The organism is Amycolatopsis thailandensis (assembly GCF_002234405.1).
In the GTDB taxonomy this organism is placed as follows: domain Bacteria; phylum Actinomycetota; class Actinomycetes; order Mycobacteriales; family Pseudonocardiaceae; genus Amycolatopsis; species Amycolatopsis thailandensis.
Map to the genome: position 1 here is coordinate 25426 of NZ_NMQT01000043.1, position 20140 is coordinate 45565.

At 68.4% G+C, this 20140-nt stretch carries 16 protein-coding genes; 11 read left to right on the forward strand and 5 right to left on the reverse strand.

All coding sequences use genetic code 11. The features are described from left to right. Positions 1-231: 231 nt before the first annotated feature. The 5 genes from CFP71_RS13205 to CFP71_RS13225 all read right to left on the reverse strand — a co-directional run bounded on the left by CFP71_RS13205 (position 232) and on the right by CFP71_RS13225 (position 6477). Positions 232-1320: a ribonucleotide-diphosphate reductase subunit beta gene (locus CFP71_RS13205; RefSeq protein WP_279629219.1), complete on the reverse strand. Its 1089-nt coding sequence runs from the start codon at positions 1318-1320 to the stop codon at positions 232-234. A gap of 66 nt (positions 1321-1386) precedes the next feature. Beyond that, positions 1387-4389 (reverse strand): ribonucleoside-diphosphate reductase subunit alpha, encoded by a 3003-nt coding sequence (locus CFP71_RS13210; RefSeq protein ID WP_093934147.1) that lies wholly within the window; start codon positions 4387-4389, stop codon positions 1387-1389. A gap of 220 nt (positions 4390-4609) precedes the next feature. Beyond that, positions 4610-5218 carry an acetoacetate decarboxylase family protein gene (locus tag CFP71_RS13215; protein ID WP_093934204.1) on the reverse strand — a complete coding sequence of 203 codons (609 nt, stop codon included), beginning with the start codon at positions 5216-5218 and terminating at the stop codon, positions 4610-4612. Further along, the gene (locus CFP71_RS13220; RefSeq protein ID WP_093934148.1) at positions 5215-6054 is read right to left on the reverse strand and encodes an enoyl-CoA hydratase-related protein; all 840 of its coding nucleotides are present in this window, start codon (positions 6052-6054) and stop codon (positions 5215-5217) included. The genes CFP71_RS13215 and CFP71_RS13220 overlap by 4 nt, the downstream gene beginning before the upstream one ends. Before the next feature lie 42 nt (positions 6055-6096). Further along, the gene (locus CFP71_RS13225) at positions 6097-6477 is read right to left on the reverse strand and encodes a MerR family transcriptional regulator (protein WP_093934205.1); all 381 of its coding nucleotides are present in this window, start codon (positions 6475-6477) and stop codon (positions 6097-6099) included. A 50-nt stretch (positions 6478-6527) separates the two neighbouring features. Between CFP71_RS13225 and CFP71_RS13230 the strand changes: the two genes are divergently transcribed. The 11 genes from CFP71_RS13230 to CFP71_RS13280 all read left to right on the forward strand — a co-directional run bounded on the left by CFP71_RS13230 (position 6528) and on the right by CFP71_RS13280 (position 20101). Further along, positions 6528-7382 carry an NAD(P)-dependent oxidoreductase gene (locus tag CFP71_RS13230; RefSeq protein ID WP_093934149.1) on the forward strand — a complete coding sequence of 285 codons (855 nt, stop codon included), beginning with the start codon at positions 6528-6530 and terminating at the stop codon, positions 7380-7382. A gap of 277 nt (positions 7383-7659) precedes the next feature. Beyond that, positions 7660-8454 carry a TIGR03084 family metal-binding protein gene (locus CFP71_RS13235; RefSeq protein ID WP_093934150.1) on the forward strand — a complete coding sequence of 265 codons (795 nt, stop codon included), beginning with the start codon at positions 7660-7662 and terminating at the stop codon, positions 8452-8454. Next, complete coding sequence (locus CFP71_RS13240) at positions 8451-10148, forward strand: acyclic terpene utilization AtuA family protein (protein WP_093934151.1); 1698 nt, start codon at positions 8451-8453, stop codon at positions 10146-10148. The genes CFP71_RS13235 and CFP71_RS13240 overlap by 4 nt, the downstream gene beginning before the upstream one ends. Beyond that, the gene (locus tag CFP71_RS13245) at positions 10145-11293 is read left to right on the forward strand and encodes an acyl-CoA dehydrogenase family protein (protein WP_093934152.1); all 1149 of its coding nucleotides are present in this window, start codon (positions 10145-10147) and stop codon (positions 11291-11293) included. The genes CFP71_RS13240 and CFP71_RS13245 overlap by 4 nt, the downstream gene beginning before the upstream one ends. Beyond that, positions 11290-12888 (forward strand): acyl-CoA carboxylase subunit beta, encoded by a 1599-nt coding sequence (locus CFP71_RS13250; RefSeq protein WP_167406106.1) that lies wholly within the window; start codon positions 11290-11292, stop codon positions 12886-12888. Before CFP71_RS13245 ends, CFP71_RS13250 begins: the two co-directional genes overlap by 4 nt. A 5-nt stretch (positions 12889-12893) precedes the next feature. Then, positions 12894-14846: an ATP-binding protein gene (locus CFP71_RS13255; protein ID WP_093934206.1), complete on the forward strand. Its 1953-nt coding sequence runs from the start codon at positions 12894-12896 to the stop codon at positions 14844-14846. Beyond that, entirely contained in the window at positions 14843-16009 is a 1167-nt protein-coding gene (locus CFP71_RS13260) for an acyl-CoA dehydrogenase family protein (protein WP_093934154.1), read from the forward strand. Before CFP71_RS13255 ends, CFP71_RS13260 begins: the two co-directional genes overlap by 4 nt. A 36-nt stretch (positions 16010-16045) precedes the next feature. Beyond that, on the forward strand, positions 16046-16687 hold the full coding sequence (locus CFP71_RS13265) for a TetR/AcrR family transcriptional regulator (RefSeq protein WP_093934155.1): 642 nt from the start codon (positions 16046-16048) through the stop codon (positions 16685-16687). Between the two features lie 87 nt (positions 16688-16774). Then, positions 16775-17044 carry a hypothetical protein gene (locus tag CFP71_RS13270; protein WP_093934156.1) on the forward strand — a complete coding sequence of 90 codons (270 nt, stop codon included), beginning with the start codon at positions 16775-16777 and terminating at the stop codon, positions 17042-17044. Positions 17045-17368: 324 nt separating this feature from the next. Then, complete coding sequence (locus tag CFP71_RS13275) at positions 17369-17893, forward strand: hypothetical protein (RefSeq protein ID WP_244199658.1); 525 nt, start codon at positions 17369-17371, stop codon at positions 17891-17893. A gap of 177 nt (positions 17894-18070) precedes the next feature. Further along, positions 18071-20101 carry a CobW-like GTP-binding protein gene (locus CFP71_RS13280; protein WP_244199659.1) on the forward strand — a complete coding sequence of 677 codons (2031 nt, stop codon included), beginning with the start codon at positions 18071-18073 and terminating at the stop codon, positions 20099-20101. Positions 20102-20140 lie beyond the last annotated feature (39 nt).

Genomic DNA, 20140 nt, shown 5'->3' on the forward strand with positions numbered 1-20140 from the left:
GAGGCCTTCACTACTTTCGTCGTCGTCACGTTCGTCCCGGATACACCAGAAGCCACAGCAGTCACAGCGACCGCGCGTGGAAGCCCTCTTCGCTCGGCTCAGCCGAGGAACGCGCACTTCGCACCCTGCAAAGGGAGCGTCGCCAACCCGCTCGGTGGTGGTAAGTGGCGAAGGCCCCCTTCCTGTACCTAGGCGCAAGGAAGGGGGCCTTCATGTACTACCGACGGACTGTCAGTCCCAGTCGAGGGCGCCACCGGACTGGTACTCGATGACGCGGGTCTCGAAGAAGTTCTTCTCCTTCTTCAGGTCCATCGCCTCCGACATCCACGGGAACGGGTTCTCCGTCTCGCCGAAGATCGGCTGGAGACCGATCTGCTGGGCGCGGCGGTCGGTGATGAAGTGCATGTACTGCTCGATCAGCTCGGCCGAGAGGCCCAGCATGCCGCGCGGCATGGTGTCGCGGGCGTAGGCGACCTCGAGCTCGCAGGCCTCGGTCAGCATGCCGCGGATCTCCGCCTGGAACTCCTCGGTCCACAGGTGCGGGTTCTCGATCTTGATCTGGTTGATGCAGTCGATGCCGAAGTTCAGGTGGATCGACTCGTCGCGCAGGATGTACTGGTACTGCTCGGCGATGCCGATCATCTTGTTCCGGCGGCCGAGCGACAGGATCTGCGCGAAACCGGTGTAGAACCACATGCCCTCGAAGATCACGTAGAACGCGACCAGGTCACGCAGGAAGTTCTGGTCGGCCTCGGGGGTGCCGGTCTCGAAGTCCGGGTTCTCCAGGTTCTGCGTGTACTTGAGCGCCCACGCGTCCTTCTCCGAGATGGAGGGGACTTCGCGGTACATGTTGAACAGCTCGCCCTCGACCAGGCCGAGGCTCTCGCAGATGTACTGGAAGGTGTGCGTGTGCACGGCCTCCTCGAACGCCTGGCGCAGCAGGTACTGGCGGCATTCGGGGTTGGTGATCTGGCGGTACACCGCGAGCACGATGTTGTTGGCCACCAGCGATTCCGCCGTGGCGAAGAAGCCGAGGTTGCGCTTGAGCATGGTGCGCTCGTCCTCGGTGAGGCCGTCGGGCGACTTCCACAGCGCGATGTCGGCCTGCATGGCGACCTCGGTCGGCATCCAGTGGTTGTTGCAGCCGGCGAGGTACTTCTCCCACGCCCAGGTGTACTTCATCGGCAGCAGCTGGTTGACGTCGGCGCGGGCGTTGATCATCCGCTTGTCGTCGACGTTGATGCGGGCGGCACCGACTTCGATCTCACCGAGACCGGTGGAGTCGGTGGAAGCGTCAAAGGTGGTCATAGAGCGGCTCACTTCACGAGTGGGGGGTCGTGAGTGGTAAGGACGGTTCTAACCGTCCTTACCACTCACGAGGATGTCTTACTGGCAGGCTTCGCAGTCCGGGTCGTCGATCCGGCAGGCGGCGCCGTCGGTGGCGACGAAGTCGACGTCCGAGACCTGCGGCATCTCCTTCGGCTCCGGCTTGGCGGCGGGAGCCGCGGCCGGGGCGGTCACCGGCACGGCCGGGACAGCGGCGGCGGGCGACGGCGAGACCGCGGCGGTGGCCGACGGCGCGGGCGAAGCGGCGGGAGCCGAAGCCTTCGGCGCGGCAGGTGTGGCGGGGGCAGGGGTGGCCGAGACCGCGTTCAGCTTGCCGTCGGTGCCGCGCAGGGTGCTCTTCTCCACGTGCGTCGCGGACCGCGCCCGCAGGTAGTACGTGGTCTTGAGGCCCTTGTGCCAGGCGTAGCGGTACAGCTCGTCGAGCTTGCGGCCGCTGGGCGCCGCGATGTACAGGTTCAGCGACTGCGCCTGGTCGATCCACTTCTGCCGACGCGAACCGGCGTCCACGAGCCACTTCGACTCGATCTCGAACGCGGTGGCGTACAGCGCCTTCAGGTCGTCCGGCACGCGGTCGATCTGGCCGAGGCTGCCGTCGAAGTACTTCAGGTCCGAGACCATGACCTCGTCCCACAGCCCGCGCTCCTTGAGCGAGCGGACCAGGTGCGGGTTCACCACGGTGAAGTCACCGGACATGTTCGACTTGACGAACAGGTTCTGGAACAGCGGCTCGATCGACTGCCCGACGCCCACGATGTTGGAGATCGTCGCGGTCGGCGCGATCGCCATCACGTTGGAGTTGCGCATACCGACGGTCTTGACCCGCTCGCGCAGCGGCGCCCAGTCCAAAGTGGACGAGGTGTCGACGTCGAGGGCGTCGCCCTGGCGGGCGTCGATCAGCAGCTGCATCGAGTCGATCGGCAGGATTCCCTTGCTCCACAAGGAACCCTCGAACGTCTGGTACTGGCCGCGCTCCTCGGCGAGGTCGGTCGAGGCCGAGATCGCGTAGTAGCTGATGTGCTCCATGCTGGTGTCCGCGAACTGGACGGCCTCTTCCGAGGACAGCGGGACACCGATCTCGAACAGCGCGTCCTGGAAGCCCATCAGGCCGAGCCCGATCGGGCGGTGCCGCAGGTTGGACCGGCGTGCTTCCGGGATGGTGTAGAAGTTGATGTCGATCACGTTGTCGAGCATGCGGACGGCGGTGCGCACGGTCTTCTCGAGGCGCTTCGCGTCGATGCCCTCGGGGGTGACGTGCTTGAGCAGGTTCACCGAGCCGAGGTTGCAGACCGCGACCTCGTCGGTGGTGGTGTTCAGGGTGATCTCGGTGCAGAGGTTGGACGAGTGCACGACACCCACGTGCTGCTGCGGCGAGCGCAGGTTGCACGGGTCCTTGAAGGTGATCCACGGGTGGCCGGTCTCGAACAGCATGGTCAGCATGCGGCGCCACAGGTCGACCGCGCGGATCTTGCGGAACACCTTCAGCTCACCGCGTTCGGCGGCGGCCTCGTACTCGCGGTAGCGCTCGGCGAACGCGTTGCCGTAGAGGTCGTGCAGGTCCGGGGTCTCGTTCGGCGAGAACAGCGTCCACTGCGCGTCGGCCTCGACCCGGCGGAGGAACTCGTCCGGCACCCAGTTCGCGGTGTTCATGTCGTGCGTGCGACGACGGTCGTCACCGGTGTTCTTGCGCAGGTCGAGGAATTCCTCGATGTCCACGTGCCAGGTCTCGAGGTACGCGCAGGCCGCGCCCTTGCGCTTGCCGCCCTGGTTCACCGCGACCGCCGTGTCGTTGGCGATCTTGAGGAACGGCACGACACCCTGCGACTGGCCGTTGGTGCCCTTGATGTGCGCGCCGAGGCCGCGGACCGGGGTCCAGTCGTTGCCGAGACCGCCCGAGTACTTCGCCAGCAGCGCGTTGTTCTTGTACGCCTGGAAGATCGAGTCCAGGTCGTCGTCCACAGTGGTCAGGAAGCAGGACGACAGCTGCGGGCGCGTGGTGCCCGAGTTGAACAGCGTCGGGGTGGACGCCATGAAGTGGAACGACGAGAGCAGCTCGTAAAACTCGATGGCGCGGGCTTCGCGGTCGTCCTCGCGGATCGCGAGACCCATGGCGACGCGCATGAAGAACGCCTGCGGCAGTTCGAAGCGGACGCCGTTGTGGTGCTGGAAGTACCGGTCGTACAGGGTCTGCAGGCCGAGGAAGCCGAAGTCGAGGTCACGCTCGGCGTGGATCGCCGCGGTGATCTTGTCCAGGTCGAAGGTCTGCAGCTCGGCGTTGACCAGCTCCAGCTCGATGGCGCGCTTGAGGTAGTCCCGGAAGTACTGCGGGTACCGGGTGGTCATCTCGTCCTGGCTGGCCTGCTGCGGGACGCCCGCGAGGTAGCTGAGCGCCTCGCCGCGGAGCTTGTCCGCCAGCAGCCGGGCGCTGACGTAGGAGTAGTTCGGCTCCTGCTCGACGAGCACGCGCGCGGCCATGATCTGGGCGAGGGCGAGCTCGTCGGCGCTGATGCCGTCGTAGAGGTTGCGCTTGGCCTCGGCCAGCACCGGCTCGGCCGAGACGTCCTCGAGACCGGCGACGGCCTCGCCGACCACGTGCGAGACGCGGGCCCAGTCGAGCGGGCGGAGCGTGCCGTCGGCCGCCTTGACGCTGATCGCGACGTCGGACGACGCGGGCTTCTCGGACTCGCGGGCCTTGGCGCGCTCGTCGCGGTAGAGGACGTACGCGCGGGCGACCTTGTGGTGCTCGCCGCGCATCAGCGCGAGCTCGACGATGTCCTGGATCTGCTCGATGTGCAGCGCGGTCTCGGGACCGGCGTGGCGGAGCAGCGAGGACTCGATCTGCTCGGTCAATTCCTGGACCAGGTGGTGGATCCGCGACGAAGCGGCCGCGTCACCGCCCTCGACGGCGAGGAAGGCCTTGGTCACGGCGACCGAGATCTTGTTCGCGTCGAAGGGGGACACGCTGCCGTCCCGCCGGATGACTCGCACGGTCGCGGGGGTGGTGTCCGAAGACGAGGGTGGCCGCTGACCGGTATCGACTGACATCGTCACTCCAAAGGGCGCGTTGAAGCACCACAAGGCCTCACAAGGCCGTGCGCTGCACGTTCACAAAGCTGTCCGACCACCGCTCCTGAGCGGTCTCCCCGTCGCTGGGCGGTGCCGGTTCCCAGAGACTACATGTAGGGGTCGGAGGCTGCACGTGCCCCAATGGGTGGCGTGTCGTGGTCTCACCCTGGCGGGTTAGACGATCACGCTGAGCGGCTGGTCAGCCGCCGAAAACGATCGTGAAATCGCGCAGACAGGCACTCAGGACGGGCCGCTGACCGGCCAGGAAGCCCAGCGGTCCGTGCTCGTTGATCCGCCAGTCCGCGGCGGCCGGGCGAGGCTTCGCCTTCGCTCGGACGGGGCTTCTTTTGAGACGTCCGTCCAGCATCTGGACGACGTCGAAGGCCGCGGGCATCCGCACCGGAAGGCTCGGGCGGGCGGTGAAGGCGGCCGTCGCGATCCAGTCCTCGTGGGTGGCCGCCGAAGCGGTGAACGTCCGCCCGTGGGTGAAGCCGAGCGCGGCGAGATCCTTGGGGATGCCCCACAGCGCGCGGCCGCCGGCGAGCGAGACCTCGCTGTCGACCCAGATGTCCGTGATGGAGCTGGACAGGCGTTCGCCGCGGACGGCGACCGTCGCCAGCAGCTCGTGATACTGGAGCTGCCCGGGTTCCTGGTAGTCGATCCAGGCGGTGAACACCTGCGCGCGGCCGCCCACCACGATCGGCTCGACACCGTCCGGCAGCTCCGGCAGTTCGCTCACCGGGACACGCCAGATCGACAGGTACGCCTGGCCCGCCAGGTTCCACGGTTCGGGGGGATGGGCGGTCACGCGTTCCGCCACGGCAGGTAGGCGGGCTGGTCGGTGTCGACGCGCATGGAGAACTCCGGTGGTCGTTTCTGGAGGAAGGACATGACCCCTTCGACGGCGTCCGGGCTGGAGCCCAGGCCGCCGATCAGCCGTGAGTCCAGTTCGTGCACGGGGAACGGTGATTCGGCGCTCGCCATCCGGTACAGCAGCTGACGGGTCACCGCGACCGAAACCGGTGACGTGGTCGAGGCGATCTCCACTGCCAGTTCGCGGGCCTTGCCGAGCACTTCGCCGGGCTCGTGGACACTGTGGACCAGACCGGCGCTCTTCGCTTCCTCGGCGCCGAAGACGCGGCCGCTGATCATCCAGTCGAGTGCCGTTCCCATCCCGACGAGCCGGGGGAGGAACCACGCGGACGCGCCTTCGGGATAGATGCCGCGGCGGACGAACACGAAACCGAACCGGGAGTCGGTGGACGCCAGACGGTAGTCGCACGACAGCGTGATCGTGACGCCGCCGCCGACAGCCGCGCCCCGCAGGGCGGCGATCACCGGCTTGTTCATCGTGAAGATCCGTTTCGAGCAGCGTCCCGCCGGTTCCTGCCACGCCGCGTCCGGCCCGGATTCCGGGTCGAAGTCGAAACCGCCCTGCGAGAGGTCGGCGCCCACCGAGAAGTCCTTGCCGTTGCCGGTCAGGATCACCACTCGGACGTCTTCGTCGCTGTCGGCCCGGTCCATCGCGTCGCCGAGTTCGTCGGCCATGCGGATGGTGTATCCGTTGCGGGCCTCGGGCCGGTTGAGCGTGACCGTCGCGATGCGGTCGGCGACCTCGTAGGTGATTTCGGCGTACGCGCTCATAACGTGAAAGTAAGACTATGTTGACAAGGTGTCAATAAAGGCTCAGGCGAAGAGCTCGTAGGTCTTCTTGCCGGTTTGCTCGGCCGCTTCGATGTACCCGGCGAGCGCGGTGCGGGATCGCATGATCCTGTCCAGCTGTTCGTCGAGCTTGCCGAGTCGTTCGCGCATCGCGGCCAGCAGCTCGGGGCAGCCGATCAGCTCGGGCTCCTCGCCGATCGCGCAAGGGAGCAGGTACGCGATGTCTTCGGACGACAGGCCCGCGGCGAGCAGGTGCCGGATCTGCTTCACCCGCAGGACGGCGGTTTCGTCGTACTCGCGGTAGCCGTTCGTGGCGCGCTCCGCCTCCAGGAGTCCTTGTGCTTCGTAGTAGCGCAGCTGGTGAGTGTTGACTCCCGTGCGGCGGCTCAGTTCCCCGATTTTCATCGTGTTTCCCACTTGACCTTCATACCGGTCTCAACGTCGACGATGCAGCCATGGACAACGAAACCACCGCACCTGTGACAGTTCTCGGCCTCGGCCTGATGGGCACCGCGCTCGCCCGCGCGTTCCTCGCGGCCGGGCATCCCACCACCGTCTGGAACCGGACCGCCGCCAAAGCTTCGGCTTTGGTGGCCGAGGGGGCGCGGCTCGCACCCACGATCGGTGACGCGCTCGCGGCGGGCGGCACGACGATCGTGTGTCTCACCGACTACCCGGCCGTGCGCGACCTGCTCGACGATGCCGCGCTGGAAGGCGCGACCTTGGTCAACCTGACCTCGGGCGATTCCGGTCAAGCGCGGGAAACCGCCGCCTGGGCGGAAAAACGGGGCGCCCGCTACCTGGACGGCGCGATCATGGCCATCCCGTCGTCGATCGGGACCGACGAGGCGGTGATCCTGCTGAGCGGGCCGCTGCCGGACTTCGACCTCGGCGCGCTCGGCACGGTCAGTCACCTCGGCGAGGACCCCGGGCTCGCGTCGCTGTACGACGTCGCCGGCCTGACGATGATGTGGAGCGTCCTGAACGCGTGGCTCCAGGGCACCGCGATGCTCAAGACCGCCGGCGTAGACGCCGCGACGTACGCGCCGTTCGCGCAGCAGATCGCCGCCGGGGTGGCCGGCTGGCTGCCCGGCTACGCGGAGCAGGTCGACAAGGGTTCCTTCCCCGCGGAGGTGTCGGCGCTGGAGACCGACGTGCGGGCGATGGCTCACATGGTCGAGGAGAGCGAGGCGCTGGGCGTGAACGCCGAACTGCCGAAGCTGATCAAGGCGATGGCCGACCGGGCGATCGCGGCGGGGCACGGCGGGGAGCAGTACCCGGTGCTGATCCGGGAGTTCGAGCGGCCCTGAGTGAGTGCTGGGCCGGGTTGGTCGTGAGTGGTAAGTGTCGTTCTAACGACACTTACCACTCACGACCACCTGGACCACCGCGTTTCGTCCTCTGAATGCGTCGCGACCGGACCGGTCACGCGGGACTGGGTGGATCTGCTCCTCCAACGCACCAAAACCACACAGTCAGTGACAAGTCATCTTTTGCCTTGCCCTTCAGCCCGGCGTCAAAACAATCAGGCGTGCTTGATTTTTCTGGCGAGGGGTGCCAGCCTGAGGGGGACGCGAGGAGGCGGGCATGGCTGACCTGGGCGTGATCCTTGGGGATCTCGCGGCGGAATCGCAGGCCATCGACGACGTGGTGGCGGATCTGCCCGCGTCGGACTGGGCGCGGCGGACCCCGGCCGAAGGCTGGACGATCGCCCATCAGATCGCTCATCTGGCCTGGACCGACAAGAAGGCGCTGATCGCGGCGCGCGGCTCCGAGGCCGAGTGGCAGGCCGAGATCGAAGGGCTCCTCGCGACCGGGGAGAGCTACGTCGACGACGGAGCGGCCGAGGGCGCGAAAACGCCGCCCCGTCAACTACTGGCCGAGTGGCGCGCCGGTCGCGCGGAACTCGCCGAAGCACTCGCCGCGGTGCCCGACGGGCAGAAAATCCCCTGGTACGGGCCGCCGATGAGCGCCGCGTCCATGGTGACCGCGCGGCTCATGGAGACCTGGGCCCACGGTCAGGACATCTTCGACGCGCTCGGCGTCCCGCGCGAGAACTCGGCCAGGATCTGGCATATCGCCCGCTTCGGGACCCGCACCCGCGACTTCGCCTACAAGCTCAACTCGCTCGCCCCGCCCGCCGAGGAGTTCCGCGTCGAGCTGGCCGCGCCGGATGGCACCACCTGGGCTTTCGGGCCCAAGGACGCCGGGCAGCGGCTCACCGGGAGCGCGGTCGACTTCTGTCTCGTCATCACCCAGCGCCGTCATCCCGACGACACCGACTTGGTCGCGACCGGCGCCGACGTCGAGGAATGGCTCGGGATCGCGCAGGCCTTCGCCGGGCCTCCCGGTGCGGGACGGCGGCCGGGGCAGTTCGCATGACCCCCGCCCCGATCAGGATCGGCAACGCGTCCGGGTTCTACGGCGACCGGTTCTCCGCGGTCCACGAGATGCTCACCGGCGGCCCGCTCGACGTGCTGACCGGCGATTACCTGGCCGAGCTGACCATGCTCATCCTCGGCCGCGACCGGATGAAAGATCCGAACCGCGGCTACGCCAAGACGTTCCTCCGCCAGATGGAGGCGAACCTCGCGCTGGCCAAGGAAAAGGGCGTCAAGATCGTCGCCAACGCCGGCGGGCTCAACCCCGCCGGGCTCGCGGACGCGCTCCGCGAACTGGCCACGAAACTCGGCGTCGACGTCGCCATCGCGCACGTCGAGGGCGACGACCTGATCCAGCGCGCGGAAGAACTCGGGTTCGGCAAGACGCTGACCGCCAACGCCTACCTCGGCGCGTGGGGGATCGCGGACTGCCTGAACGCGGGCGCCGACATCGTGGTGACCGGGCGCGTCACCGACGCTTCGGTGATCGTCGGGCCCGCGGCCGCGCACTTCGGCTGGGCGCGCGACGACTACGACGCGCTGGCGGGCGCTGTCGTGGCCGGGCACGTGATCGAATGCGGCACGCAGGCCACCGGCGGCAACTACGCCTTCTTCACCGAGCACGAGATCGGCGTCCCGGGCTTCCCGATCGCCGAGATCTCCGCCGACGGCTCCAGCGTGATCACCAAACACCCCGGCACCGGCGGCATCGTGAACGCCGGAACCGTTACCGCGCAACTGCTCTACGAAATCACCGGCGCTCGGTACGCCGGGCCGGACGTCACGACCCGGTTCGACACGCTGACCCTGGCCGAAGACGGTCCGGACCGCGTCCGGATCAGCGGCGTCACCGGCGAACCGCCACCGCCGACGCTCAAGGTGTGCCTGAACGGCCTCGGCGGCTTCCGCAACGAGACGACGTTCGTCCTCACCGGACTCGACATCGAAGCGAAAGCCGCGCTGGTCAAGGAACAACTCGAAGGCGCGCTCAAGGCCCGGCCGCCTGCCGACGTCAAGTGGACCCTCGCCCGCACCGAGCGTCCCGACGCCGAAACCGAGCAGCAGGCGAGCGCGCTGCTGCACGTCGCGGTGAAGGACGCCGATCCTGAGGTCGCCGGACGAGCGTTCAGCGGCGCGGCGATCGAACTCGCGCTGGCGAGCTACCCCGGTTTCCACGTCACCGCGCCACCCGCGGCCGCGTCGCCCTACGGCGTCTACCGAGCCGCTTTCGTCGACGCGCGAGAGGTTCCGCATGTCGCCGTCCTGCCGGACGGAACGCGCCGTGACATCGCGCCCGCCGCCGAAACCCTCCCTCTGTCCGAAGTGGACAACGAAACCCTGCCTGCCCCGTTCACACAGGCCGAGGTTCGCCGGGCGCCACTCGGCAGGGTGATCGGCGCGCGCAGCGGCGACAAGGGCGGCAACGCGAACGTCGGCGTCTGGGCCCGATCGGACGAGGCGTGGCGCTGGCTCGCGCACCGGCTCACCGTCACCGAGTTCAAACTGCTGCTCCCCGAGACCGCGGACCTCGAAGTCCGGCGGTATCTCCTGCCGAACCTGCGGGCACTCAACTTCGTCGTCGAAGGCATCCTCGGCGAGGGCGTCGCGTCGCAAGCGCGGTTCGACCCGCAGGCGAAGGCGCTCGGGGAATGGCTGCGCTCCCGCGAGATCGACATCCCGGAGGCTCTCCTGTGACCGACCCCTTCTCCACGCCGGAACGCGTCGAGCTGCGCAAGACCGTCCGGCGGTTCGCCGAAGCCGAGATCCTGCCGTACCTCGACGAGTGGGAGCGCGAAGGCGAGCTGCCGCGCGACCTGCATCGCAAGGCGGGGGAACTCGGCCTCCTCGGTGTCGGCTTTCCCGAGGAGGTCGGCGGCGGAGGCGGTGACTACCTCGACGCCGTCGTCATCGCCGAGGAACTGCATTACGCGGGCGGTTCCGGCGGGCTCTTCGCGTCGCTGTTCACCTGCGGCATCGCCGTCCCGCACATCGCGGCGGCCGGCGATCCGGTGCAGATCGAGCGCTGGGTGCGGCCGACGCTGGAAGGCGCCAAGATCGGCTCGCTCGCGGTCACCGAACCCGACGGCGGCTCGGACGTCGCCGGGATCCGCACCACGGCCGTCCGCGAAGGCGACGAATACGTCATCAACGGCGCCAAGACCTTCATCACCTCGGGCTGTCGCGCCGACTTCGTGACCACGGTCGTCCGCACCGGCGAATCCGGCGCCCACGGCATCTCGCTGATCGTCGTCGAGCGGGGTACGCCGGGTTTCACCGTCTCGCGCAAGCTGGAGAAGATGGGCTGGCTCTGCTCGGACACCGCCGAGCTGTCCTATGTGGATGTCCGGGTGCCCGCGGAGAACCTGATCGGCGCGGAGAACAGCGGGTTCGCGCAGGTCGCCACGCAGTTCGTCACCGAGCGGGTCTCACTGGCGGTGCAGGGTTACGCGCACGCGCAGCGGGCGCTGGACCTGACGCTGGACTGGTGCCGCCTGCGGGAGACGTTCGGCCGCCCGTTGATCTCCCGGCAGCTGGTGCAGCACAAGCTCACCGAGATGGCCCGCAAGATCGACGTCGCCCGCGCCTACACCCGGCAGGTCGCGCAGCGGCACGTCGCGGGCGAAGAGGTCATCGCCGAAGCCTGTTTCGCGAAGAACACCGCCGTCGAGACCGCCGAATGGGTGGTCAACGAGGCCGTGCAGCTGCACGGCGGACTCGGCTACATGCGGGAGTCCGAAGTGGAGCGTCACTACCGTGACGTGCGCATCCTCGGCATCGGCGGCGGGACCAACGAGATCCTCACCGGCTTGGCCGCGAAGCGATTGGGATACACCGCATGAGCACGATCAGGTCCACAGTGGACTCGAAGAGCGAGGAGTTCGCGGCCAACCGCGAGTCCATGCTCGGCAAGCTCGCCGAGATCGACGGCGAGCAGGCCAAGGCGATCGCGGGTGGCGGCGAGAAGTACGTCACCCGGCATCGCAAACGCGGCAAGCTGCTCGCCCGCGAGCGGATCGAACTCCTCCTCGACGAGGACTCGCCGTTCCTGGAGCTCTCGCCGCTCGCGGCCTGGGGTTCGGACTATCAGGTCGGCGCCAGCGTGATCACCGGCATCGGTGTGGTCGAGGGCGTCGAATGCATGATCTCGGCGAGCGATCCCACGGTCAAAGGCGGGGCGAGCAACCCGTGGACGGCCAAGAAGAGCTATCGCGCCGCGGACATCGCCGCGCAGAACCGCCTGCCGGTGATCAACCTCGTCGAGTCCGGCGGTGCGGATCTGCCGACGCAGAAGGAGATCTTCATCCCCGGCGGCCGGATCTTCCGCGACATCACGCGGTCTTCGGCGGCGAAGGTGCCCACGATCGCGCTGGTGTTCGGCAACTCGACCGCGGGCGGCGCGTACCTGCCCGGCATGTCGGACTACGTCGTCATGGTCAAGGAACGCGCGAAGGTGTTCCTCGGCGGGCCGCCGCTGGTCAAGATGGCGACCGGTGAGGAGTCCGACGACGAATCGCTCGGCGGCGCCGAAATGCACGCCCGCACCTCGGGCCTCGCCGACTACCTCGCGGCCGACGAAGAGGACGCGATCCGGCTCGGCCGCAGCATCGTCAAACGGCTCAACTGGACCAAACAGGGGCCGACGCCGAAGCCGGACTACGCCGAGCCGCTGTACTCCGCCGAAGACCTGCTCGGCATCGTGCCCACCGATCTCAAGGTGCCGTTCGACCCGCGCGAGGTGATCGCCAGGGTCGCCGACGGTTCGGACTTCGACGAGTTCAAACCCTTGTACGGCAGCAGCCTCGTCACCGGCTGGGCTAGCATCCACGGCTACCCGGTCGGCATCCTCGCCAACGCGCAGGGCGTGCTCTTCGGTGAGGAGTCGCAGAAGGCGGCGCAGTTCATCCAGCTGGCCAACCAGATCGACACGCCGCTGGTCTTCCTGCACAACACCACCGGCTACATGGTCGGCAAGGAGTACGAGCAGAGCGGCATCATCAAGCACGGCGCGATGATGATCAACGCCGTGTCGAACTCGAAGGTCCCGCATCTGTCGGTGCTCATGGGCGCCTCGTACGGCGCCGGGCACTACGGCATGTGCGGCCGCGCGTACGACCCCCGCTTCCTGTTCGCCTGGCCCAGCGCGAAATCCGCGGTCATGGGGCCGCAGCAATTGGCGGGTGTGCTGTCGATCGTGGCCCGCGCCGCCGCCGCGTCGCGGGGCCAGGACTACAACGAGGAGCACGACGCCGCCATGCGCGCCATGGTGGAGGGGCAGATCGAGGCGGAGTCGATGCCGATGTTCCTCTCCGGGATGCTCTACGACGACGGGATCATCGACCCCCGCGACACCCGCACGGTGCTCGGGCTCAGCCTGTCCGTGATCCACAATGGACCAGTGAAGGGCGCCGAGGGCTTCGGCGTCTTCAGGATGTGAGCGGCATGATCGAGAAACTCCTGGTCGCCAACCGCGGCGAGATCGCCCGCCGCGTGTTCCGCACCTGTCGCGACGCCGGGATCGGCACGGTCGCGGTGTTCTCCGACGCGGACGCCGACGCGCCGCACACCGCCGAGGCGGACGTCGCCGTCCGGCTGCCGGGCAACGCGCCGTCCGACACCTACCTGAGGGCCGAACTGCTGATCAAGGCGGCCGTCGAGACCGGCGCCGACGCGATCCACCCCGGTTACGGGTTCCTGTCCGAGAACGCCGGGTTCGCCCGCGCCGTGATCGACGCGGGACTGACCTGGGTCGGGCCGCCGCCGGAGGCCATCGAGAGCATGGGCTCCAAGGTCGAGTCCAAGCGGATGATGGCCGACGCCGGTGTCCCGATCCTGTCCGAATTGGACCCGGCTGAGGTGACCGAGGCCGACCTTCCTTTGCTGGTCAAGGCTTCCGCCGGTGGTGGCGGACGAGGGATGCGCGTGGTGCGCTCGCTCGGCGAACTCGCCGAGGCCGTCGAAGGGGCGAGCGCGGAGGCCGCGTCGGCGTTCGGCGACGCGACCGTGTTCTGCGAGCGGTACCTGGAGACCGGGCGGCACATCGAGGTCCAGGTGCTCGCCGACACCCACGGCACGGTGTGGGCGGTGGGGGAGCGGGAATGCTCGATCCAGCGCCGTCACCAGAAGGTCGTCGAAGAGGCGCCGTCGCCGTTCGTGGACGACACCATGCGGGAGGCGCTGTTCGACGCCGCGCGCAAGGCCGCGCAGGCGATCGACTACGTCGGCGCCGGGACGGTCGAGTTCCTCGCCGGCCCGGACGGGCGGTTCTACTTCCTGGAGATGAACACCCGGCTCCAAGTCGAGCACCCCGTCACCGAGGCCACGACCGGACTCGACCTCGTCTCGCTGCAACTGCGGATCGCGGAGGGCGAGCACCTGCCGATCGACGAGCCGGAGACACGAGGCCACGCGATCGAGGTCCGGCTCTACGCCGAAGACCCGGCCGCGGGCTGGCAGCCGCAGAGCGGAACCCTGCACCGCTTCGAGCTTCCCGCCGCACAGCGGGAATTCGAAGTCGGCCCGGGCGTCCGGCTCGACTCCGGTTTCGTCAGCGGGCAGACCGTCGGCGTGCACTACGACCCGATGCTCGCCAAGGTCATCGCGTTCGCCCCGAACCGTCGGAGCGCTGCACGGGCCTTGGCAGGGGCGCTGGCAGGCGCGGAGATCCACGGCGTGGTGACCAACCGCGACCTGCTGGTGAACGTGCTGCGCCACGAGGCTTTCCTCACGGGCGAGACGGATACGGCGTTCTTCGACCGGCACGGTCTCGAAACGCTGGCCCGGCCACTGGCCACTGTGGACACTGTACGGATTTCCGCGCTGGCCGCCGCGTTGGCGGGTGCCGCGGTGAACCGGGCGGGCGCCCAGGTGCAGGGACGGCTGCCGAGTGGCTGGCGGAATGTTCGCTCGCAAGGGCAGCGCAAACGTTTTCGTCAAGGCGAAGACGAGATCGAGGTCGTCTACACGCTCACCCGCGACGGTCTGCGCGCGGACGGATTCGAAGGCGTCGAACTGGTTTCGGCCGAGTCCGGCAGTGTGGTCCTGGAAGTCTCCGGGGTGCGGCGGAAGTTCGGTGTCGCCCGGTACGGCGACGCGGTGTATGTCGATTCGCCGGACGGCACCGTCGAACTGAATGTGGTGCCGAGGTACACCGATCCCGACGCGGCACTCGCCGCCGGTTCGCTCGTGGCGCCGATGCCGGGCACGGTCGTCCGGCTCGCGGTCGAGGCGGGCGACACCGTCAAGACCGGCGATCCGCTGCTGTGGCTGGAAGCGATGAAGATGGAACACCGGATCGCGGCGCCCGCCGACGGCGTCGTGACCGAACTCCCGGTGGTGGTCGGACAACAGGTCGAAGTGGGCATGATCCTCGCGGTGGTAGGAGACGACGAATGAACGCGATGAACTTCACCGAGCCGCAGGAGCGCGTCGCGCTGCGGGCCGCGGTCGCCGAACTGGGCAAGAAGTACGGGCACGAGTACTACGCCAAGCAGGCCCGTGCCGGGCTCAAGACCGAAGAACTGTGGGCCGAGGCCGGACGGCTGGGCTACCTCGGCGTGAACCTGCCCGAGGAGTACGGCGGCGGGGGAGCGGGCATCGCGGATCTCGCCGCGGTGCTGGAAGAGCTCGCCGCGGCGGGCTGTCCGCTGCTGCTCATGGTCGTCTCGCCGGCGATCTGCGGCACGGTCATCTCGCGGTTCGGCACCGACGAGCAGAAGAAGCGCTGGCTGCCCGGCATCGCCGACGGCAGCAGGCGGATGGTCTTCGCGATCACCGAGCCGGACGCCGGGTCGAACTCGCACAAGATCACCACCACCGCGAAACGCGACGGCGGTGATTGGGTCCTCAGTGGACGGAAGGTCTACATCTCCGGGGTCGACGAAGCGGACGCCGTCCTGGTCGTCGGCCGCACCGAGGATTCGAAGACCGGCAAGCTCAAGCCCGCGCTGTTCATCGTCCCGACCGACGCGCCCGGCTTCGAGTACAAACAGATCGACATGGACATCGTCTCGCCGGAGAAGCAGTTCGGCCTGTTCCTCGACGACGTCCACCTGCCCGCCGACGCGCTGGTCGGCGAGGAGGACGCGGCGATCGCGCAGTTGTTCGCCGGGCTCAACCCCGAACGCATCATGGGCGCGTCGTTCTCGCTCGGCATCGCGCGGTACGCGCTGGGCAAGGGCGTCGCCTACGCCAACGAACGCAAGGTGTGGGGCGCGCCGATCGGCACCCACCAGGGACTCGCGCATCCGCTGGCCGAGATCAAGATCGAGCTGGAACTGGCCAAACTCATGACGCAGAAGGCGGCGTCGCTCTACGACTCCGGCGACGACTTCGGCGCGGGCGAGTCGGCGAACATGGCGAAGTACGCGGCCGCCGAGGTCGCCATCCGCGCCGTCGACCAGGCCGTGCAGACCCACGGCGGCAACGGCCTCGCCAGCGAATACGGGCTGGGCACGCTGGTCACGGCCGTCCGGCTGGGCCGGATCGCGCCGGTGAGCCGCGAGATGGTGCTCAACTTCGTCGGCCAGCACAGCCTGGGCCTGCCCAGGTCCTACTGAGGAGGCGTCCATGAGCACGCTCGACGAAGAGCGGCGATGATCCGCGAACCACAGCAGGAGCGAAGCCGGACGACTCGGCGGCGGCTGGTCGAGGCCGCCGTCGAGACGATCGGGGAGCTGGGCTGGAACGGGACCACGGTCGCGGTGATCGCCGAACGCGCCGGGGTCTCGCGTGGCGCCGCCCAGCACCACTTCCCGACCAGGGAGGACCTGGTCGCGGCCGCGGTCGAGCACGTCGGCGAGATCCAGATCGTGGAACTGCGCGCCCGCGCGGCCGAGCTGCCGTCCGGGCGGTCCCGGATCGAACGGGCCGTCGACATGGTGCTCAACCTCTACAGCGGGCCGATGTTCCGCGCCGCTCTCCATCTGTGGGTCGCGGCGTCGACCGATGAAGCCCTGCGCGCGACCCTCGTGCCGCTGGAAGCCCGGGTCGGCCGGGAGGCACACCGAGTAACCGTCGAACTGCTCGGCGTCGACGAGTCGCACCCCGGTGTCCGCGAGCTGGTCCAGGCCACTCTCGATCTTGCCCGCGGCCTGGGCCTGGCGAATCTGCTGACCGACGACACGAAGCGCCGCAAGCAGATCGTCGCCCAGTGGGCGCGGGTCCTGGAGCCCACACTGGCAGTGGCAAAAAGCCAGAAGATCGAACGGAACCTGGATAATCCCGAGAACGTCTGAGATCTTGTTAACACTGATGGAGCAGCGGCCGATAACACGGTGTAAGTGCTGCTGATTCGGGTAGCTGATCGAGAGAGGTCCAGTCCGGTGTCCGGTTCAGAGGTCGAACTGTCCCATCGAGCGATGGCGATGCTGCGAGCGGTCGCGGCCCGCCGTGCCGAGATGTCGTGCAGCTGCGAGCCCGACCTCTTCATCGACGGGTTCGCCTGTTGCGACCAGATGACCGCGCACGCCCTGGCCCACGGCGGCTACATCCGTCCCGCCGGGTCCACCGGGCTCTCCGCGGTGACCGGCCGGGTGCCCGCCGAACTGACCGAGGCGGGCGAGGCCGCGATCGCGGTCACCGCCGCCGCCTGACCCACCCACGAGTCGTCCGCCCAGTCACACGTGTCGTCCGCCTGATCACGTGTGTCGTCCCTCCAGTCACGTATCCGCGCCGTCCGAGCACGTGCGCATCATGGCGATCACCCGTGATCGGATGGACGGCACGTGTGATCAGATGGACGACACGCGTGATGGAACGGACGACACGCGATCGCGGTCACCGCTGCCGCGCGACCTTTCGCCGCACCGTCTGTCCGTAGTGGACGACGGCCGTTTACAAGCGCCTCCCGCGTTCCTAGGATCCACCCCGGGTTGAGGCCGCCGCGTCGATCGGCGGACCGGGGTTTGGAGGTGCCGATGGCACGGACGGCTCGCCGTGAAGCCGGTGGGGACGCCCTGAGCGAGTTGATGCGGGCGGCCGGAGCCGTACCGCGTCGCCCGGGACCGCGCGGGCCGAAGCACCGGGCTCCGATCGCCGTCGTCCCCGGTAGCGGGAAGCTCTGGCGGATTTCGGCGCTTTCGGCCGGTGGCGTCGTCGTCGGTGGACTGCTCGCCGTACTGCTCACCCCGGCGGACCCGGCCGAGGTCACCCCCGGGATGCCGCTCCCGCCGCCGTCGCTGACCATCGCCCCGCAGGCGATCGAGGTCCCGGACGACGCGATGCCCCCGCCCGTCCCGTCGGGACCGCCGGGCGGCAGTGTCGCACCCCCGCCGCCGATGACCGCGTCGCTGCACGGCTCGGAAACGCCGTCCCCCACGCCCACGCCGACGCCTGGAGAACGGCCCGATCCGCGTGCCGGTCACCGTGACCACGATTGGTACTACGACTGGTATTACGGCGGATATCCCGGGGGCGGCCGCCACCCGCAATGGGGCGGGTAGCGCCGATCGGGTGATCGACGGTATCGCTCACCGTCGAACGAAAATTACGATTCACACCAGATTTCGTCCTTTCGTGTCTGGTGTCATTATTCCTGTCCCTCGGGCTCGGCCGGGTACCTACGATGGTTCGCACTCTCCATTCCCTCCCGGAGCACAGCTAGGGGCTGAACAGGAACAATGAGTGTGGACCGACATTCTCCCGCGGTGCAGCTCGCCCGGAGAATGCTGATCAACCGCGAGACGGGGAATCCGTCCCGCCGACAGCCGGTGACGCTGCTGCTCGGGCCGGTGGGTTCGGGGAAGACCACGGCACTGGAAGCGATCCGTCGCGACCTGGGCTGGGGTGTCGTGCACGCCGGATTCGATTTCGGGCAAGGCGGCAGAGCGGGCACGATCGACGTGCTCGCAAAACTGGCCTACGGATTGTCGAGTAAATGGCGAAATCGGCCGAAACCGCAGTTCGTTCGCTTCACCATTGCGTTGATCGCGGTCCAGGCGGAGCTACCCGGCCGAAATCGTGACGAGGATCTGGCGCAACTGAGGTCGCTGATCAACAGCTTTCACGGAATCATCTGGACGCCGGCGCTGGACAAAGCGCTCGACACGCTGACCGAAACGGCGAAGGTGACCGGACTCGTCGAACCTCCGTACGCGGATCTGTTCCGTCAGTCGTTCCCGCATCTGGTCCGGAACATCCGGCCGAGGCTCGGAAAGGCGCTGCGGTCGCTGGCCGACTTCCCCAACGCGGAGGGGCGGTCCCCGTTCGACGCGCTGCTCGAACTCAACCGGCTCGCCCACGGCAGCGCCCGTGACGGCAAGGCGGTCACCGAATGGCTGATGGCGGCCTTCCTCGGCGACGTCCGGGAGAGCCATCCACGGCTGGCCAGACCGGAGGAGAAAAGCCCCTGCGCCTGCGATGTCTCGCAGCAGCGCAGGCACTGGCACAACTGGGTGGTGGTCCTCGACGACGTCGACCACGCCGGCGGGACCGAGTTCCTCGCCGACCTGGTCGCCGCGCGGGAACGCTACGCCGTCCAGCATCCGAACGATCGCGACGCCCACGACGCGCTGCTGGTCATCGCGACCAGCGGTCGTTGGCACGACGAGTGGGGCACCGCCTGGCTGGCGCCGTGGAAACCCACGTCCGGCGCCCCGCCCGCCGTCCGGTCGATGGTGGACTGCGAGGAGGCCTCGTACGACGACTGGGCGAACCCGGGCAACGGCGCGCTCGATTCGCCCTACTACCCCGTCCGGATCTCGCCCCAGCCGATCGGGCGCATCGCGCGCGTCCTCGATTCCGGCGCGCGGACCCCGAAGGTCACGCTCGCGCACCGGGCGACCGGCGGACTGCCGTCGGCGGTCGAGCAACTCGCGGAACGCCTGCGGGCGAGCGATGTGCGCGAGGGTGACCGCGACCTGCTCACCACCGACCCTCGTGGCGGGCAGGATCCCTGCTACCGCAGGCTCGCCGGGCTCGGGTTGACCGAGCACCTCGACGACGTCCAGCTCGACGACTTCGTGACCGCGGCCCCGTTCGCGACCGCGCCCTGGCTGATCCCGGACGCCGCGCAGAGCCGGATCGACCAGCCGCACGTCGGGCGGATCCTGACCGAGCTCCGCACCTCGTTGTGGGTGACGGCGAAGAACTCGGCGGGCACCACGGAGGACCAGGCCGCCCTGCATCCGTGGATCGCCGCGAATCTGGTGTCCGCGCTCGCCCGGCGGGGCCACGGTGACGGGCCGACCTACACCGACCAGTTCACGGCCCTGCGCGACGATCCGGACACCGCGCAGGACCCGGTGCGCCTGGCCTACTGCAATCTCGCGCTGGGTGACATCGGTGAGGTGGTCACCTTCTTCGAGCGCGAGTTCAACCGGATCCCGCACGCGGAATGGATCGCGAAACTCGAGCTGGTCCTGAACGCGCCGGACGACCTGCCGCCCGAACGGGACCACGCGGAGCTGTACGACGAACTGGTGAACCTGGACAACGCGTGGTGTCCCACCGGCCGTTCCGAGATCCGGAACAACGTCGCCCGGCTCATCGCGGCGGGCCGGCTGACCGCCAGTCCCTTCGCCGTCCGCGGGCAGGCCCAGCACCAGGTGATCGCGAACGCCTTCGCCGCGCTGGCCACGACGTCGCACCAGCCCGACGTCGGCGCTCTCGTCTCGGCAAAAGAAGCCGCCCGTCGCGGCGAATTCCCCTGAACCTGAACGGAAACCCGTCATGTCCTGGCTCGATTCGTT

Bases quoted from the DNA above. Each gene is read 5' to 3' on its own strand.
- CFP71_RS13210 (WP_093934147.1), bottom strand. From the start codon at position 4,389: ATGTCAGTCGATACCGGTCAGCGGCCACCCTCGTCTTCGGACACCACC.
- CFP71_RS13220 (WP_093934148.1), bottom strand. From the start codon at position 6,054: ATGAGCGCGTACGCCGAAATCACCTACGAGGTCGCCGACCGCATCGCG.
- CFP71_RS13225 (WP_093934205.1), bottom strand. From the start codon at position 6,477: ATGAAAATCGGGGAACTGAGCCGCCGCACGGGAGTCAACACTCACCAG.
- CFP71_RS13230 (WP_093934149.1), top strand. From the start codon at position 6,528: ATGGACAACGAAACCACCGCACCTGTGACAGTTCTCGGCCTCGGCCTG.
- CFP71_RS13235 (WP_093934150.1), top strand. From the start codon at position 7,660: ATGGCTGACCTGGGCGTGATCCTTGGGGATCTCGCGGCGGAATCGCAG.
- CFP71_RS13240 (WP_093934151.1), top strand. From the start codon at position 8,451: ATGACCCCCGCCCCGATCAGGATCGGCAACGCGTCCGGGTTCTACGGC.
- CFP71_RS13250 (WP_167406106.1), top strand. From the start codon at position 11,290: ATGAGCACGATCAGGTCCACAGTGGACTCGAAGAGCGAGGAGTTCGCG.
- CFP71_RS13255 (WP_093934206.1), top strand. From the start codon at position 12,894: ATGATCGAGAAACTCCTGGTCGCCAACCGCGGCGAGATCGCCCGCCGC.
- CFP71_RS13260 (WP_093934154.1), top strand. From the start codon at position 14,843: ATGAACGCGATGAACTTCACCGAGCCGCAGGAGCGCGTCGCGCTGCGG.
- CFP71_RS13265 (WP_093934155.1), top strand. From the start codon at position 16,046: ATGATCCGCGAACCACAGCAGGAGCGAAGCCGGACGACTCGGCGGCGG.
- CFP71_RS13275 (WP_244199658.1), top strand. From the start codon at position 17,369: ATGGCACGGACGGCTCGCCGTGAAGCCGGTGGGGACGCCCTGAGCGAG.
- CFP71_RS13280 (WP_244199659.1), top strand. From the start codon at position 18,071: ATGAGTGTGGACCGACATTCTCCCGCGGTGCAGCTCGCCCGGAGAATG.